Origin of the sequence: Alkalibacterium pelagium (assembly GCF_900109325.1) — a bacterium.
In the GTDB taxonomy this organism is placed as follows: domain Bacteria; phylum Bacillota; class Bacilli; order Lactobacillales; family Carnobacteriaceae_A; genus Alkalibacterium; species Alkalibacterium pelagium.
On sequence record NZ_FNZU01000007.1, the window covers coordinates 115,525 to 132,157 of the forward strand.

Consider the following 16,633-nt stretch of genomic DNA (forward strand, 5'->3'; position numbering starts at 1 on the left):
TCCCTTAAAATCGACTCATTCATATATGCCACTGACAGGTTTTAATATCCACATGGGTCTGGTTTTTCATTGGGACATTTTCTGCCTCAAGCAAGTCTTTTTGCTCACTCCATCCTGGGGTCAGTCGCCCAGCATGATTGACTACTCTGTGACAAGGGTAGCTTCCGTAGAATTCTGCCATACTTAAGACTCGTCCCACTAATCGAGCATTTCGCTCTCTTCCGATCAGTCCGGCAATCTGACCATATGTCGCCACTTTGCCGATTGGAATTTCTTCGACCACGGACAGAATTTCATAAATTAGTTTCTCATTCAATCCTTTCGACATGGTCCCCTCCAAACTCTATTACACTGATAGCTCTACTAACACGTGTCTAATCATCGATAGTCGCAAGCCCGGAGTCTCTCAGGCTATTTATATGATCCAGCATCGTTCTGATTTCTTCATCTGTATGCCTCTCCCAGCCAGTCACTTCCCCAATGATCTTCAGTGCCGAATCTGATCGGTAAGACCGCGTCGGATTTCCCGGGAACCGTTTATCCGTCAGGTTAGGGTGATCTTCAAAATCTCCTGTCGGCTCCACCAGATATATCCGTTCAGCCCCGTCTCCCTGTGCCAGCTCAGCTCCCCACTTCGCTGCGTCGAGTGAGGCAGTGAAATAGATGTAATTTGACAGTCGTTTTGATTCAAAATTCGAATGATAACCCGGTTTTAATAGCTCCCTGGTTGACAACTCAGCTTTTCCATGAAAGAACGGCCCGTTCTCATTCATACGCTGCTTCTCACCCATTAAATCCCCCCTGAATACTATCTTTTAAATATTTTGAAGATTAATCTTACCTGGAATATCAGGCGAAAAACAGTCTGATAATTACAGATTCAGTGTAGTATAATAAAAGAGAGGACTCCGGATACAACCATTCTCGTCTAGATAGGTTTATCTGTCCGCATATCTGTTCTTCAGGTCTCTCATAGACCTGATTGCTGAACTATTTATAAACTGGAGAAGAAGATGCACGCATTAATCTATGAAGACTTAAATCTTGCTTTTGATTATCCTCTAGAATGGCACAAGAAGATGTGCCTATGCAAGGTGTAAAAAGATAAATCTGATCATACTCTTTTTATACTATGGAGGATTCAAATGTTTCAAACACTTTTAACTGCTTCAGGTGTCTATGTGTCAACCAGTATAGATTACCTGTTCATATTGATCATCATTTTTGCTCAGCTTGATCGCTCATCTAGAAGAGGACAGGTTTATGCCGGTCAGTTTCTAGGCACCGGTATCCTGGTAGGTGTGAGTCTGATCGCTGCCTTTATTGTCAGTTACATTCCTGAAGAATGGATTATCGGCCTGCTTGGGCTGATTCCGATTTACCTGGGCATCCATTTTGCACGGGTAGGAGAAGAAGACGCCGATGAAGAGGCAATTCTTGACAAAATGAATCAGCGCCAGTCGTCCCGCCTCTTCTGGACCGTCACGTTACTAACCATTGCTTCTGGAGGAGATAATCTGGGGATTTATATTCCCTACTTTTCAACATTGACCTGGTCTGAAGTCATTATCGTCCTTGTTGTCTTTTCCATCGGCATGATTGGACTGGTAGAAGCAAGTCGTCTGTTGTCTGACATACCAGGTGTATCAGAAACGATTGAACAGTATGAACGCTTCATTATCCCGGTCGTTTTCGTTACGCTGGGGCTCTATATTCTAATAGAAAATGGAACACTGCAGACACTCTTTCGTTTTATGTTTTAACTGTCATTAAATAACGAGCAGCAGCAGCCGACTTAGGCTGTTGCTGCTCGTTTTCGATTTTATCGTATACTGAAAGAGAGAAAGTAAACTGATTCGTAATAGGCATTGGCTGATTTTATGCCCTCACTTCATGACTGAACAGCTATACTCTAATCAGTTAAGCTGATCAGAGGAGAGGCTGCTTCTTCCATGGCCAGCATGACTAATAATCGAATCGTATCACTGAAGTAATTGCCGGTCTCGTCTGGCCCCAGATCCATTGTCATATCTTCCCATAAAAGTTTGAACCATTCATCATGGTCGTCGTTTATCAGTGCACTGATGGCAAATGGCGCGATGAAAGTCATATCTGTATAGGAGGCAAGGGGTTCTCCGCTTAATGTATAACCAGCTTTTATGTTCGAGGGGTCATTTTGTGCCGTCTCCTTGAGCCATGTATTCATTCTTTCTAATGACTGTTTTATCTCTTCGTTTCGTGTTTTAAAGTATCCCTCGGCAAAGCGCCAGGGGACCCGTGCAGCATTATATGAGTAATAAGGATCCGTTTCTCTTTCAAGAAATTCCGGCTCTACTGGAACCCACTCATCCCCCTCCTTCCACACGAAATCAGGAAGCAGGCCCGTTTCTGGACTGAACTGGCTTTGAATGCTGGTAGTTAGTTCAATTATTCTATCTGATACTTTGATCCAACGCTCGTCATCAGTTACGTCGTAAAAGGTTGCCAGGTGACCAATCATCCAGTCCGAGGTTCTGGACGCCTGCCCGTACACCGGATCATCATCTGCTACCCAGTCGCCCAGCTTGATGACCCATTCATCCTGATTGACCGTAGCTTCCATCAGAGCATGAATGACAGTCAAGGCTTCCTGCTCGTAATCAATCGTGCCTTCGCTCCCCCAGAGCTGATCTGCAAGCAGCAAGGCATATGCGATATCCATATCCCCATCTGTAGCCGATCCAGTATGTTCGCCTATCCTGTAATCAGTCATCGTGCCATCTGCCTGACGGATCTGTTTCCAGGCCATGAATGCCGGATTCCGGTCCGAGGGATGAGCTTTTGCATAGTGGAACATGCCGTCAAAGACCGATCGGGTGTCGAGACCCAGATGGGATTCACCCAGAACCATAATCAGCATCCCGTATCCATGGGCCTCTGATACAGTATTATCTTCTTCATCATAAGATACATAGAATTGATCATGCCCGATCGCCCTCACATATCGGTCTTGCCATAAATCGAAGGCCTGAAGAGTGTCACTTTTTCTCTGGGTGTCGTCGATAGCCTCTGGATAGCTGATCTCTCTCTCCTCGTTGGCTCTACAGCTTATCAGAAGAAAGATGACCGGCAGGAGTACTATGAACTTGTACATATCGTCACCTCACCCCCCTATAATATCCTGTCACTTCTCTCTGGTCATCAGTGGACTGTCGTATGATAGTTCTCCCTCTCTTGAGACTCAAATGTTTGAGTTCGCCCCACATTCCCTGTCCGTTTCAACTTATTCCATCCCTGCAGCTGGCCTTTCACTGCATTGAGCAGCGATTTCCAGACGACAAAAGTGAAGAACTGACGGTAGACCAGTCGTTGTATGAAGAGGCTCAGTAAAGGTTTCTTATTTTCTCTCTCCAAACCGAAAGCATAGACAGAAACCAGACTGTCGGCCAGAAGAAAGATGATGTAGAAATAAACAACAGTCATATTTCCTGAGAATAATGCAAGGATAAAAATATAATCCACAAGAGGCGCACTAGCGAGCAAAATATACTGAAAAATCATATTGGGTATGGAAATGAACCCGAGTTTTTTATTTTTCAAGTTGAATAGTGCCTTCTGATGTTTCCGTAAACACTGCAGAATCCCAAATGTCCAGCGATATCGCTGTTTGATAAAGCTCTTCAGATCTTCAGGCGCTTCCGTATATGCGATGGCTTTCACTTCGCTTCTGATTTTATATCCTCTACGGAGCAGTTTCATAGTGACATCTGTATCTTCGGCTAGTGTGTCCTCTTCGAACAGCCCTACTGCTTCAAGCGCACTCTTTCTCCAAGCCCCTATGGCACCGGGCACGACTGTGATACTGTCCAGCTCATCCAGAGCCCGTTTTTCCAAGTTATATCCGGTCACATATTCAATGTGCTGCCACCAGGTCAGGATGTTTTTGCAGTTGCCGATCTTGACGTTGCCAGACACCGCACCGACATTTGGGTCACAGAACGGCCTGATTATCAGTGCTATCGTGTCTTCTGCAATGACCGTGTCAGCATCAAGAGTCACTATATAATCTGCGGTGGCCTGTTCGATACCAAGATTGAGCGCAGAGGCTTTTCCACCGTTTGGTTTTCGTATCAGCTGAATTTTGGGGTGTCTCTCCGCAGCTCTCTCTACAATGCTTGCAGTCTGATCCGTTGACCCATCATCTACTATGATTATTTCAAAGTGTGGATAGGAGCTGTTCAAGATTGACTGCATCGTCTTGTCAATCACCTCTTCTTCGTTGTAGGCGGCAATGAGAACTGTAACAAACGGTAAGTCTGACTCTTCAAAAACCAGCTGTTCGCTTTTTATCTTCTGCCTGAAACTGAAATAGATGAGGATGACCATTCGGACCAGTCCCATTGTGATCAAAACAGACAGGAATATTCTGATGGTTCTATTTAAAACAGCATTGAAAAGTGACCCATACAGAAACAGGGACAAAATCGATTTTTCGTTCTCCTGGACTCTGGGCATGACGCCTTCGCGTTCCAGACCAATCAGTTCACTGACGGGTACGATCGTATAATCATTAGCCTGAAGCCACTCGATAATGCGTGGAAGAGCTTCAAGAGTCGGCGTGCGGTCCCCTCCTGAATCATGCAGGAGAATAGTTCGCCCGTTCTCTACCCTGCTTACCGTATCATTGACTATTTGATCTGCTGTTTTCCCGCTCCAGTCACGAGGATCTATCGATGCACTCACGATAGTGTAGCCCAGATCCTGAATATTCAAGAAGCGTCTGAGCATGCTTTCTGTAGGGAGCTGACCGGGTAGATCATTTATGGCGAGGTAAGGTGGACGAAACATTACTGCTGAATGACCAGTAATCCCTTGAATGACACGCTGGGTGGCATTAAGTTCAAAGGCCAGTTCAGTGTCAGACAGAGAGGTGATGTCTCTATGGCTGAACGTATGACTGCCCAGTTCGTGGCCTTCATCAAAAATGGCCTTTGTCAGTCTCGGATGCATAGCGGCATTCTGACCAATCACAAAAAATCCGGCCTTCACATTGTATTCATTTAAAATATCCAGTACTTTTCTTGTATACCTTGGGTCTGGTCCATCATCGAAGGAAATGGCCACCCGCTTATCTTCGACGCCATATTTCTCAAGAAGATAAGGGCTAGGATAACGTTCATACTCTGCTTGTTTTATAAAATGATTATCCAGCTCTATTCTGCGTTCTCCCTCAGTTTCTTCCTGAGTCACTTTAAGAAAATCTCCTTCTCCCGCCTGAGCAACCGATACGCGGTTCGGAATGGTTTTCAGGCCAGCAGGATCAGTGGTTCTGCCACTTAACACATTCCAGATAGAGGGGTCTTCCGACCCGACATTCCAGATGCCAATAGATGGGACATTCTGTCCTTGAACTAGTTTGAGCTGATTATAGAATGTTACCCCGTCCAGCATCCAGACAATGTGTTCATCCTGCTCGTTCTTATACCTCAGATAAGGCGTTGACGAGTGATCATCCCAATTGATCTTCAAATTTTCTCTATTAACTTTCTCCATCAGACTTGAGAAGTCATAGGTCGTTGCCGCTTCTCCTGTCGACACATTCCAGTCGTATGCATAGTTTGCCAGAACAGGAACCAGTTTATCCATTGATCCTTCATAGGTGCTCAGCATCTCCTGAGTCCATTTAAATGATGCCAGCGGACCCGATTCTCCCTGTTCGATATGCTGATCAAATAGATTGACCATAATATAATCGGATACCTTTGACAGCAGTGATGAATCATACGTATCATCGCCAAGCCGAATAAATAAGGAGAGTGATAAGTCGGCTTCGTGAAAGGCCTGATAGGTTTTAGTGATGAACGCATTAAACAGCTCTTTGTCCTCCCACAGCACATCATCAAAATGAAGATGAATACCCTGATACTCATTCATCTCCGTGGTTTCAAGCAAATGAGCCACCATCTGATCCTGGCTATCTGGACTAGCCAGAAGGTTATGGAAGCCCTCAGCATCTACTCCTTCACCGAGGGTAATAGACGGTGTAATTAGAACATCATGATCCTTACCCAGAGAATCAATTCTTGAATTCGATTGTACATCGATTTCGCCTCGCTCATTTAGATAGAACCAGTCTGGCACAAGGACATCTGTATTTCCCATGTTCTCATCTAGAGAGATATGATGCTCAGCGTTGGAAAAGTGGCTGGACTGGAAAAAAGTAAAGACAGTCGGCTGTTGCTCCTGCCCTGTCACTGCCAGTGAGTCAAAAGAGACATCATCTTCAGCAGAGACCACTGCAGTGGAAACCGGATTGTTGATCGGCACGATATTTCCATTGCTCATTTCAAGACTTTGCAGTATCGGCTTACTGATCAGGCCCATTATGATAAAGAATAGAAACGCTAAAATAAGCAGCATCATGATACCTAAAACTCGCTTTGAATATTTCCATCGTTTCCCGGAGTTTTCCAGAAAAACAAACCGTATATTTTCTTCCTGTGTCATTCTCATTGGACTACACACCTTTCAGTTGGTACTTGTGAGGGGGGGATTAGGTTCGGGGATGAAATAGGTATAAAAAACTAAAGCAAATAGGGGGTGATCTAGGGATAGGAGAAAGTTGGACTGATTGATGAAGAAGGATTACTGAAAGGACTTCACGCATTCGATCATATAGAGCAGTTTTAGTCAGGCCTGTTACTCACTTGAGAAGACCTGATCGTAAAGCAATAAGGATCTGTGGGATGCGGAAATGCCTGGTTATAAGGGAGTGACAGGACAAACTGAGGGGGAAAAAGAAAGGTACTTGTGAACCTGTTATAGAAGGAAGGGGGCTGATAGTAAATAATAATTGGAAGATCAGGAGATAAGAGTAAAATAGAAGATTATCTTGGGGGAAAAGGAAGACCTTAAGAGGTATCGGATGCGGGTATAAGTATATGCATCGATTTTAGGATTGAATCTTATGAGTGAAAAGTTGAAGAAAAGGGGGAACGATCAAAACAATGACAGATAAGATGGGAAATGCATGAATAAGCTGAAGTTAGGATACATACAAGGGGTTTTTTGAAAAGATAACTGATGGATCTAGGACGAGCCATGGGATACGTGAGGAAACATATAGATGTGTTATGACACAACAATAGCTGATGTTAATAAGTTAAAATGGGAAGATTAAAAGAGAAAAAAATGAATGATACTGGAAACCAGCTTGAGTAATATAGAAGGGGGGGGTGAGGAGTAGGGTCACGAATCGGACCCGGTCAGTGATGAAAAAATATAGCGTTACTTATGTGCGTTTATAGGCTTTCCACCTTTCTTAAATGCCTGTTAATTAGAATCTAATACTAAATTAATCTATAAATTAACATACCCAAAAGAAAATTACAATTAATATCTGTATTTTTTTGGTTTTGAACACACCTTTTCTGACAATGACCTTCCAGTCATTGGGCATGCAGAAAAACGGCTTCCTTTTATAACAAAGGAAACCGTTCATTATTCACCAATTTATTTTGAAGATAGTCACGATACAAGTTGGTCCGGCAATCAGTTATGCACTTCACTCATTTTCAATGACTATTCTTCAATCATTCAACTTCACTTGATAATCCAGATCAAATTTAGCACCCATGTAGACGCCCTTTTTCTTTATTTCTTCAAAATCCATTCCCAAGCTTAAATTATCATTTTCAGCATACTCCTGAATGGCTTTAACTCTCTCTTTACGATCATGCTCATGATGGTAAAATGCTTTTGAATAATCATATTTACTTAATAAGCTGGCTAGATAAACAGCATCTTCTAAAGCTACAGAACTGCCAGATCCTGTGTTCGGATCAATGCCGTGAGCCGCATCACCTAATATTGCGACTCTCCCTTTACTTAAGCTCTCAAGATTTGATACCGTATAAATTTGTTTAGGAATGATTTTTTTAGTTTGTTTTATTAGCTGCGCTAAACTGCCGGAAATCTCATAATTAGAAATAAGCCAGTCTTTTAGTTCATCTTGACTCAATTGCTCAAAAGTTTCTGAAGGCATAGGTTCCTCTAAATAACCTGAAGACTGCCAGTTAATGTCCCACTCTCTATTTGGATTACTGTTAGACACCATTATATTAAATCCTTTGCCCATATATAAGCATTCTGTTTTTTCTAACAGAGGCAGGATGTCTTCCGGTATATCTTGACTCGAAAGAATACCGTACAGTCCGAAGCAATTTAAAAATCTTAATTCATCGTTGCCATCCATTTGTTTACGTACAGCCGAATGCAGCCCGTCTGCTCCAAGAAGTATTGATCCATTCACAGCCGTACCATCTTCAAAATAAGCAGTGACTTCTTCTTCATTCTGATCAAAATGTGTTAACTTCTTTCCGTAGTCAATGGAAATACCAAGGTCTTTAGCTTTATCCGTCAATATCTCAATTAAATCGGACCGCTGGATAAAGATAGACCGTTCTTCAAATTTTTCACTTTGAAACATATTCATATTTATGAATTCGATATTTTCTTTTGTCAGGATTTTCAAGTAATCCGCTGAACTGCTGTTATTTTTTACTTCGTTTATTAATCCTAGTTCTTTTAGTGCATATACCCCACTTCTACTCATACGATAACTGGACCCTTCTACACGTTCATATGGCCAAGTTTCAAAAATCTGGCTATCAATACCTAATTTCTTCAATCCAATAGCTAAAGACAGTCCTCCAACTCCAGCACCGATAATTACTACATTCGTCATAAATGTTTAAGCTCCTTCTCCATAAAATCTAATTAGTCCTATTGACTAGTTTGAGAATAAAGGATACAGCGACTGTAGAGTCAAGTAATTGAGCACAATAAGTAAGATAAACTTGCACACGAGCTCATTTAGTCGATGTAGATAGTGGATCCTGCACGAGCAGGATGGTATAGGTTTTTCTCATGTGTCAGGTCATTGATGACATAAAAAAATAACCCGAAAACTAAAATACTCTGTTTTAGAGTATCTCGTTTTCGGGTAGAGGTTCAGACGCTAAATTCTCCCTTTTTATTTCCTTGACTCTTATACTGATTACTTGTATTGCTCTTATCACTCATTTACGCGCTTTACGTACTTTCAATGTTTTCCCTTTAACCGTACGGTCCTGCATCTCAGAAATGACGTAAGGCCCTTTGCCGTTCATGATTTCAACATACGTCACATTTTCCTGAATCGTGATGATGCCGATGTCTTCGGCTGATACATCTCTGATACTGGTCAGTGTACCGACAAAATCACCTGCACGCAGCTTTTTCTTCTTGCCGCCATTGAAATAGACCTTCGTGATATCTTTGTTCAGTTCTTTATTGCGGGCGATTTTGGGTTTGACTCGTGCGTTTATTTTCTTGTTGAATGCTGCTTTCGAACGGGATACCAGACGTTCACTGGGCGTAAAAATTTCAGTCAGTTCCTGACCGTCATTGAAGGCGAACTCACGAATGTCCTGCCAGCGTCTCTGGTCCTGTTCACTGACCATAGTCAATGCCAGACCTCTTTTGCCAGCTCGACCCGTACGACCGGTCCGGTGCGTATAGCTTTCTTTTTCAAATGGCACATCATAGTTCACGACATGTGTCAGATTATCGATATCGATCCCGCGAGCCGCTACATCAGTCGCCACCAGATAACGAAGTTTTCCGGAACGGAAGGCATCCATGACAGCCAGACGGTCGTCCTGATCCATCCCGCCGTGCAGCTTATCGATTGGTAGATCAGCTCTCTTCAGATACGCTTCGACCGCATCTACGGTGTCTTTCGTATTACAGAAAATGATGCACGCATCCGGATTCTCAACAGTCAGCAGGTCCATGAGCAGTTTTTGCTTACCTGCTTCTTCCACGGTGATATACGAGTGCAGAATCTTAGGCGTATTCTGTTCAGAAGCCTCGATTCTAACAGAGGCCCGGTCGTCACGCATGTAAAAACTGGTCAGCCGGTTGATTTCCTCCGACATGGTTGCGGAAAACAGCATCGTCTGGCGTTCCTGCGGCAAGTGTGCAATAATGTCTTCCACCTGATCGATAAAGCCCATGTTGAGCATTTCATCTGCCTCATCCAGGACCAAACTGCTGACTTTGTCGACGACCAGAGTCCCTTCTTTCAAGTGTTCCAATAAGCGCCCCGGCGTACCGACTACGATATGACTTTTCTGCTTCAGTTCGGACTTCTGCGTTTTGAAGGGGGCCTTACCAAAAACGGCTGTGACCTTTATCCGCTTCAACCGGCCGACATTCATCAGATCCTCCTTGACCTGCAGAGCCAGCTCGCGGGTCGGAACCATGATCAGTGCCTGAGGCTTATTCTCTTCCCACTCTGCCTGTTCACACAGGGGAATGCCGAAAGCGACAGTCTTGCCGCTCCCTGTCTGAGATTCCACGATAATGTCTTTATTCTCTAACCCCAACGGAACGACCGCTTCCTGCACCGCCGTCGGGTTGAAGTAGCGCAGACTTGTCAGTGCTTTTACTATCTCGGGACTGATCCCGAATGATTCGAATGATGTCTTGATTTTAGTTTCCTGCTTTCTTTTTCTTTGCCGAATGCAAACAGCATCTTTCAGCTTAATATTTTTTTCCTTAATAAATCCAGATTCTTTTAGTAGAACCGTCTGAAGTCTCCAGTCTACCACTCTAAGGCATATGTATAAACATTTTTATTGCTTAGTTTGATCACTGTACTCCCTACAAATGAAGAGATAACACCTGGATAAAGATTACATGTACTATATCATTCTTCTACCTTCACACAATTTTCAATAAGTTGCCGGATGTTTTTATGCACGATTTCCTGGAATTTCGTATATACTTAATAAGTAACACTTGTTAGCATTAAAATGAACCAACGCCTCATTGGTTAACGAAGGAGAGCGGTATGATTAAAACTCATCCATTGTGGGACACTTATCCTACTATTCAAGCCTCTTTACTGGAGTGTCTTGAACTGATTATAGAAAAAATCACCATCGAAAATAAGGAAATCGAACAAACAGTCACGGCTCTGATAGAGAGTCAGGGGAAATTACTTAGACCAGCTTACCTTCTGCTTTTTTCACAATTAGGTTCTGTTTCAATAGATACACATAAAAAGATCATTGCGGCCGCTGCATCGACGGAAGTCCTTCATTTAGCCACGCTCATTCATGACGACATCATAGACGAGTCAGACACGCGTCGCGGAAGTGAAACGGTCCAGTCCAAGCATGGCCAGGACGTAGCTGTTTATACAGGTGATTTACTGATTTCGGTGTATTTCGAACTGCTGGCAGAGGCGACGGACTCCATCGACCTTATCCAGTTAAACACCCAATCGATGAAACGTGTCTTGATGGGTGAACTCAATCAGATGTCCCATGTCTATAATACGGACATCACCTATACAGACTATCTTGAAAGCATCAAAGGCAAGACAGCTCAGCTTTTTGAACTGAGTTGTTATGAAGGAGCCTACCTTGGCCAATCTGATCCCGAGATTATTGAACTCAGCCGGTCGATCGGTCAGGATATCGGCATCGCTTTTCAGATGCTGGATGATATTCTGGATTACACACAGACTCCAGAAAAGCTCTCAAAACCCGTTCTAAACGACGTCAAACAAGGCATCTACACCCTCCCGCTCATTTTAGGTCTGGAGAGCAGCAAAGAAGCCTTTCTTCCTCTATTAGAAAAAGGTGAGGACTTGTCTGATAAGGAACTGGACTCACTGGTCACTTTACTGCATGATCATGACTGCATTGAACGGGCCCACATTACTGCAAAGCATTACATTGATAAAGCTCTGGCATCCATTGACAGCCTTCCAGATCATTCTGGAAAAGATGTCCTGTATTCATTGACCAAGACCCTACTGACAAGAGAAGATTAGAAAAGGAGAGTATTATGACAGTCAAACAATATATCTTACTTGCCCAATTGGAAACCACTACAACCAGTATCTTTCCTGCCCTTATCGGTATCCTCTATGCCTGGTATAATTACGACAGCTTCCGTCCGGTCTTTTCACTTCTGGGCATGCTTACAGTCGTCCTTTTCCACATAGCCGTCAACATTCGTGACAGCTACTTAGATTACTATATTGCAGATAACAAGAACTCAGACATTACTCAGGAAATGGTCGTAGGTAAAGAAAATATCCCGCTTAACAATGTCCGGATCGCCTATATTATTTCCGGAGCAGTCGCCTTAGTCATTGGCTTGTTCTTAGCGCTTCAGACCTCGCCTATCCTGTTCTTTATCGGCTTTGGGGGAATGCTGATCGGTGCGCTCTATACCTTCGGGCCTATTCCCATTTCCAGTACACCTACGGGGGAATTCTTCGTCGGCTTGTCGATGGGCTTTTGTATCTTTACAGCCATGGTTTACGTCAACGCCTTTGACGTCGTTCAATTCGATCTGATAACGATCGGCCAGTTCATCGTCGCATCCGTTCCTACATCAATTACGGTCATGGCCATTTTACTGGCCAATAACATCTGCGACCTGGAAGAAGATATTGAAGATAACCGGTTCACCCTTCCCTATCATATCGGCGTAGACAAAGCGCTGACGGTCTACAGATACTTTTACTACGCTGCTTATGTTTCAATCATTTTATCCGTCATTTTTGGGACTTTCCCAAGATTAGTGGCATTGTCCTTATTGACCTTCCCGTACGTCCTGAAGAACATTCGCATCTTCATGAAGGAACAGGACAAACAGACCACCTTTATGACATCGATCATCAATTCAGCCGTCATACCCGTTCCAATAATCATCACCTTCTTCATAGGCGCCTGGTTGAGTATTTAAGTCTTTAATTATCCAATAAAAAATCAGTGATGATCTAAGGAAATGTTCCTTCAGTACTCATCACTGATTTTTTTGGCTTAGAATATAGTGGCTCCTTAAGCTGCCTTATCCTGAACGAGCGAGTTACTTCCCTATCAGTTAGTTCAAAAATGCGTAGTGGGCTTATTCATGATAGAATAAAGATAAGACATTATTGGAGGATGATACTATGAACCAAGAACTCGTTGAAATTTGCCTGCGCGTCAGAGACATTGATGCGACGCTGGACTTCTATACAAATCTATTTGATTTTGAAATAGCCAGCCGAAGAGAATTTCCAGAAAACAAATTCGATTTAATTTATCTGAACTCTCCCGGTTCTTCCGTACAGATCGAGCTGACTTACAATTACGATGCCGATCCTTACACAGTCGGAGACGGCTTCAGTCACCTAGGCGTAAGAGTCGATGATTTGGAAAAAATGCACGACATATGTAAAGCATCAGCATATAAAACAGGCGAGCTAAAAGGCCTGTCAGGCGGTACACCAAGCTACTTCTTCGTAACGGATCCTGATGGTTACCGTATTGAAGTGAAACGCGCTAAATAATGAGTTGAAGGGAAGCATATCGGTTATTGCCGATGTGCTTCCCTTTTTTCTACTAGTCATCACACAAGACTTCCACAATGCTTGTGACTGTCATTAATGTAGCACTTTATCTGTGTAAGAGCTCTTGAAAAATAATATGTGATCCATCTTATCAAAACTGACTCATTTTACAGATTCTTAAAATAATCATAAGTAAAATACATAGTTCCAGATAGGCCTAATATACCAATAGCAGTAAGTAATGGAATCTGCTCCGCGTATAACATACCTAGAACGAAGCTCGTAAAGCATAGTATAACTCCGATAATATTATATAAAGATTTATTTTTAGTATGTAATGAAGAATCCTCCGTACTCTTCTCAGAAGAAAGTAAATCATCAACACTACATGAAAATAATTCTGCCAACTTTTTGAGATTATTGGTCGATGGTTCCGATTTACCGGTTTCCCATTTTGATACAGCCTGTCTACTGACCTCCATCTTCTCTGCTACATACTCCTGTGAAAACTTCTTCGCTTTTCTTTTCTCTCTGATATTAACTTCTAAAGACACTCTTAACCCCTCCCACTCATATTACACACTTCAAGCTTAGCACTACTAAAGGTGGCCCTCGACCAACTAAAGCGCAACTATTAGTAGACAGAGTGATTTCAGCTTTTTTGTTGTCCGATATTTCGACTATTTACTTCCGGATAGGTTGCTTCAAATCATAGATTTCTAAATTCTCTATTAAAAACACTCATACTAATTACGATTTGCGTAACCCTTCATTCTAAGACATACACATAAAAAGGAAAAGCATAGCCAGAATTAATGATCCGATAGATACCGTTATTGAAGTCAGTATCATACTGGTCAATGCTAGTGAAGGTATGCGTGAGCGGCTGATCCGATGTCACTCTAACTTCAGCATCCTCCTGTCCGTAAGGCACGTTATCGATTGCTTCCCACTCTTCATCATTGTAGTATTCAATAACATAATGCGTGCTCCCCAAAACTAACTCTTCTCCTTCTTCAACCTCTACATACAGCTCTAACTGATTGTCCGATATGCCAGTTTCCGTATCGCCTTCGACTATGACCTCGAAAGCTATATTCTCCGGATTTACTATGTCATCCGAATTGGTAAATTCTGCTTCATTATGAGCGTCAAGAAAGTCCGCATAATCTATCCTATTGATTACTCCAGGAGCATCATTACTCAAACCTGAACCATCTTCCCTTGCATTGTTTGTGTCGTCATTAGTCGTACACGCAGTTAACACAATTAGTAATAGTAAGTATAGTATGATCTTCATAACGTCCTCCATTAAAATCGAGCTGTAGAAACCCTTATCCCAATACACCAGTTATTAAAGCCCTGGTAACTTCCAAGTCTATTAATAAATCTGGCCTATTAGAGACACTAATTATTCTGCACTATTGCATTAGTTTCACGTATGCAATATATTTAGTCATTCACTATGACTGAGCCCGGTTAAAAGCTCATTTACTTCTTCTATTGCAATATAATCTTCAGCTCTTTCAAAGGCTGCTATCGCATTTTTGAAATACTTTTCTGCTAAAACTCTATCGTTTTTATTTTGGAAAACTTCTCCATATCCACGGTAAGAACAGCCAATACATATGTCATCCTCAGATTCTTTTGCGTGCTGCAATGAATCATACATAAGCTGCTCTGCATTATTAATATTGCCCATTTTTAAATTTACAAAGCCCAGCTCATAAAAGTTAGCGGACCAATATAGTGGAGATTCATTGCTATACTTCTTTAGTAACTCAGCCTCTAGCTGAAACAACTTCAATGCTTCATCATATTTTTCTGCTGACCGTTCAACCATCCCCAACTGATGAACCGCTATACTATGATTCATGCTGTCACCTTTAGATACGGTTATTTTGATTAGGTCCCCATAATGGCTTCTTGCTTCATCGAACTTACTTAGAGCTACCTTTACATACCCTAACCCATGTAATATATTCATATATTGGTCAGAACTCACTTCAGATATCTGGCTTAAACAGTCATGATATAATTCCTCTGCTTCAACTAAGTATCCTTTATCAAACAATTCAAATGCCTGATTTATTTGATCTTTTAAGAAAGCCATATACAAGCCCCTTCGTAATTGATAATGTTAGTAGCACTATATGATCTGCTCTCTACTTTAACCACGTACCTATTTGCTTTTTATATACTATTTCAATATAATTATATTTAATATATGCAAATATTTTAATTGAATCTGTATTAGTTTGTCAATTAATTGAATAGAACGACTAAGCATTGATAATTAAGTATTAGTAGAAAAGTGTGGGGATGATAATATGAAAAAAAGAGTTTTTGGTATGGCTTGTCTCTCTGTCTTAGTAATGACTGCGTGTGATTCAGAAGATGAGACAACTTTTGATGACGAGTTCAAGGCTTCAATTGAAGAAGAACCCGTTCAATTAACTCTTGATAATGGTGGACTTTTACTAAGCTTTTATCCGTCGGAGATGATATATTACGGGATAAATGAATACACAGATAATTACAACATGCCATTTGAGCAACCGGATGAAAATGAGAACTATACTGAATATCAAGACTACACAGTTGAATTTAACGAAGAAACTGATATCTTCACCGTGACAACTGAATACGGTGTTTACGAACTGAAAATGCGAGGACCTAGAGTATTTTGGGATGAAGAAAACAGCTTGAATATATCGTCTAATAGGACATTTTTTGAAGAGTAAGGCACATTACACCGAGCTACAGCTATCAAATAGATTTCATTCATTTGTGTTACGGGTCATTAGGTAATCTAAATTATTCTATGGAAGTCATATGCAATAATTAAACAGTTAAGTTGAACGATACTGATGTAAATAAAGTTACATCTTAATAATTGAAACTTACTTTATTCAGACTTAAGTAATGATGAAAAAGTAATAAATCAGCTAAAAAATTTCACCACAGAAAAAGTGTCTTAAATCTTTTTCTGTGGTGGTTATGCCTAATAGAAATAGCTTCTATTGATATTATAATGTTTAGTTAATTGGCCAAGGAGGATTATGAGGAATTACGTTTGTAGGAATATCTTTTGTTTTCGCTACAATGACTTCTCGTTTTTCTTCAGACACTTGCTTAGATTCGAGAAATTCTATATATTTATCCTGAATAATTCATAGTACCTTGTCAGAACAGGCATTTATCCCGCTTTGATAAGGTTTATCACTCTATTCCTTCTTCACCCGTTGGGTGAAG

At 41.7% G+C, this 16,633-nt stretch carries 14 protein-coding genes; 5 read left to right on the forward strand and 9 right to left on the reverse strand.

Annotated elements, in window-relative coordinates; genetic code table 11:
- Positions 1 to 19 precede the first annotated feature (19 nt).
- Both BMX79_RS07230 and arr read right to left on the reverse strand, forming a co-directional pair.
- Positions 20 to 328, reverse strand: a complete 309-nt coding sequence (locus BMX79_RS07230; RefSeq protein WP_091480869.1) for an MGMT family protein — start codon at positions 326 to 328, stop codon at positions 20 to 22.
- Positions 329 to 374: 46 nt separating this feature from the next.
- Entirely contained in the window at positions 375 to 791 is a 417-nt protein-coding gene (gene arr, locus BMX79_RS07235) for an NAD(+)--rifampin ADP-ribosyltransferase (RefSeq protein ID WP_091480872.1), read from the reverse strand.
- A gap of 354 nt (positions 792 to 1,145) precedes the next feature.
- Between arr and BMX79_RS07240 the strand changes: the two genes are divergently transcribed.
- Positions 1,146 to 1,763: a CadD family cadmium resistance transporter gene (locus BMX79_RS07240; protein ID WP_091480875.1), complete on the forward strand. Its 618-nt coding sequence runs from the start codon at positions 1,146 to 1,148 to the stop codon at positions 1,761 to 1,763.
- 149 nt (positions 1,764 to 1,912) lie between these two features.
- Here the strand turns inward: BMX79_RS07240 and BMX79_RS07245 are convergent, their stop codons facing one another.
- The 4 genes from BMX79_RS07245 to BMX79_RS07260 form a co-directional block, all read right to left on the reverse strand.
- The gene (locus BMX79_RS07245; RefSeq protein ID WP_091480877.1) at positions 1,913 to 3,133 is read right to left on the reverse strand and encodes a family 8 glycosyl hydrolase; all 1,221 of its coding nucleotides are present in this window, start codon (positions 3,131 to 3,133) and stop codon (positions 1,913 to 1,915) included.
- A gap of 47 nt (positions 3,134 to 3,180) precedes the next feature.
- On the reverse strand, positions 3,181 to 6,492 hold the full coding sequence (locus tag BMX79_RS07250) for a trifunctional glycoside hydrolase family 18/polysaccharide deacetylase/glycosyltransferase family 2 protein (RefSeq protein ID WP_091480880.1): 3,312 nt from the start codon (positions 6,490 to 6,492) through the stop codon (positions 3,181 to 3,183).
- Positions 6,493 to 7,567: 1,075 nt separating this feature from the next.
- On the reverse strand, positions 7,568 to 8,725 hold the full coding sequence (locus tag BMX79_RS07255; protein WP_091480882.1) for an FAD-dependent oxidoreductase: 1,158 nt from the start codon (positions 8,723 to 8,725) through the stop codon (positions 7,568 to 7,570).
- 334 nt (positions 8,726 to 9,059) lie between these two features.
- A complete protein-coding gene (locus BMX79_RS07260) occupies positions 9,060 to 10,634 on the reverse strand; it encodes a DEAD/DEAH box helicase (RefSeq protein WP_281282340.1) in 1,575 nt (524 codons plus the stop codon).
- A gap of 242 nt (positions 10,635 to 10,876) precedes the next feature.
- Between BMX79_RS07260 and BMX79_RS07265 the strand changes: the two genes are divergently transcribed.
- The 3 genes from BMX79_RS07265 (at position 10,877) to gloA (ending at position 13,378) form a co-directional block, all read left to right on the forward strand.
- A complete protein-coding gene (locus BMX79_RS07265; protein ID WP_246117661.1) occupies positions 10,877 to 11,866 on the forward strand; it encodes a polyprenyl synthetase family protein in 990 nt (329 codons plus the stop codon).
- A 14-nt stretch (positions 11,867 to 11,880) separates the two neighbouring features.
- On the forward strand, positions 11,881 to 12,789 hold the full coding sequence (locus BMX79_RS07270) for a prenyltransferase (RefSeq protein WP_091480886.1): 909 nt from the start codon (positions 11,881 to 11,883) through the stop codon (positions 12,787 to 12,789).
- A gap of 208 nt (positions 12,790 to 12,997) precedes the next feature.
- On the forward strand, positions 12,998 to 13,378 hold the full coding sequence (gene gloA / locus BMX79_RS07275) for a lactoylglutathione lyase (protein WP_091266922.1): 381 nt from the start codon (positions 12,998 to 13,000) through the stop codon (positions 13,376 to 13,378).
- A gap of 167 nt (positions 13,379 to 13,545) precedes the next feature.
- On the opposite strand, the gene BMX79_RS07280 is transcribed toward gloA, so the two are convergent.
- From BMX79_RS07280 to BMX79_RS07290, 3 genes are all read right to left on the reverse strand, one after another.
- A complete protein-coding gene (locus BMX79_RS07280; RefSeq protein ID WP_091480889.1) occupies positions 13,546 to 13,932 on the reverse strand; it encodes a helix-turn-helix domain-containing protein in 387 nt (128 codons plus the stop codon).
- Positions 13,933 to 14,147: 215 nt separating this feature from the next.
- Entirely contained in the window at positions 14,148 to 14,678 is a 531-nt protein-coding gene (locus tag BMX79_RS07285; RefSeq protein WP_091480891.1) for a hypothetical protein, read from the reverse strand.
- 156 nt (positions 14,679 to 14,834) lie between these two features.
- On the reverse strand, positions 14,835 to 15,491 hold the full coding sequence (locus tag BMX79_RS07290; protein ID WP_091480894.1) for a tetratricopeptide repeat protein: 657 nt from the start codon (positions 15,489 to 15,491) through the stop codon (positions 14,835 to 14,837).
- Positions 15,492 to 15,708: 217 nt separating this feature from the next.
- Here BMX79_RS07290 and BMX79_RS07295 point away from each other — a divergent pair, with 217 nt between their 5' ends.
- On the forward strand, positions 15,709 to 16,122 hold the full coding sequence (locus tag BMX79_RS07295) for a hypothetical protein (RefSeq protein ID WP_091480896.1): 414 nt from the start codon (positions 15,709 to 15,711) through the stop codon (positions 16,120 to 16,122).
- The last annotated feature ends 511 nt before the right edge of the window (positions 16,123 to 16,633 follow it).

What these genes read in the sequence shown, in the direction of transcription:
- BMX79_RS07230 (WP_091480869.1), bottom strand. Translation starts at nt 328, where the DNA reads ATGTCGAAAGGATTGAATGAGAAACTAATTTATGAAATTCTGTCCGTG.
- arr (WP_091480872.1), bottom strand. Translation starts at nt 791, where the DNA reads ATGGGTGAGAAGCAGCGTATGAATGAGAACGGGCCGTTCTTTCATGGA.
- BMX79_RS07240 (WP_091480875.1), top strand. Translation starts at nt 1,146, where the DNA reads ATGTTTCAAACACTTTTAACTGCTTCAGGTGTCTATGTGTCAACCAGT.
- BMX79_RS07245 (WP_091480877.1), bottom strand. Translation starts at nt 3,133, where the DNA reads ATGTACAAGTTCATAGTACTCCTGCCGGTCATCTTTCTTCTGATAAGC.
- BMX79_RS07250 (WP_091480880.1), bottom strand. Translation starts at nt 6,492, where the DNA reads ATGAGAATGACACAGGAAGAAAATATACGGTTTGTTTTTCTGGAAAAC.
- BMX79_RS07255 (WP_091480882.1), bottom strand. Translation starts at nt 8,725, where the DNA reads ATGACGAATGTAGTAATTATCGGTGCTGGAGTTGGAGGACTGTCTTTA.
- BMX79_RS07265 (WP_246117661.1), top strand. Translation starts at nt 10,877, where the DNA reads ATGATTAAAACTCATCCATTGTGGGACACTTATCCTACTATTCAAGCC.
- BMX79_RS07270 (WP_091480886.1), top strand. Translation starts at nt 11,881, where the DNA reads ATGACAGTCAAACAATATATCTTACTTGCCCAATTGGAAACCACTACA.
- gloA (WP_091266922.1), top strand. Translation starts at nt 12,998, where the DNA reads ATGAACCAAGAACTCGTTGAAATTTGCCTGCGCGTCAGAGACATTGAT.
- BMX79_RS07285 (WP_091480891.1), bottom strand. Translation starts at nt 14,678, where the DNA reads ATGAAGATCATACTATACTTACTATTACTAATTGTGTTAACTGCGTGT.
- BMX79_RS07290 (WP_091480894.1), bottom strand. Translation starts at nt 15,491, where the DNA reads ATGGCTTTCTTAAAAGATCAAATAAATCAGGCATTTGAATTGTTTGAT.
- BMX79_RS07295 (WP_091480896.1), top strand. Translation starts at nt 15,709, where the DNA reads ATGAAAAAAAGAGTTTTTGGTATGGCTTGTCTCTCTGTCTTAGTAATG.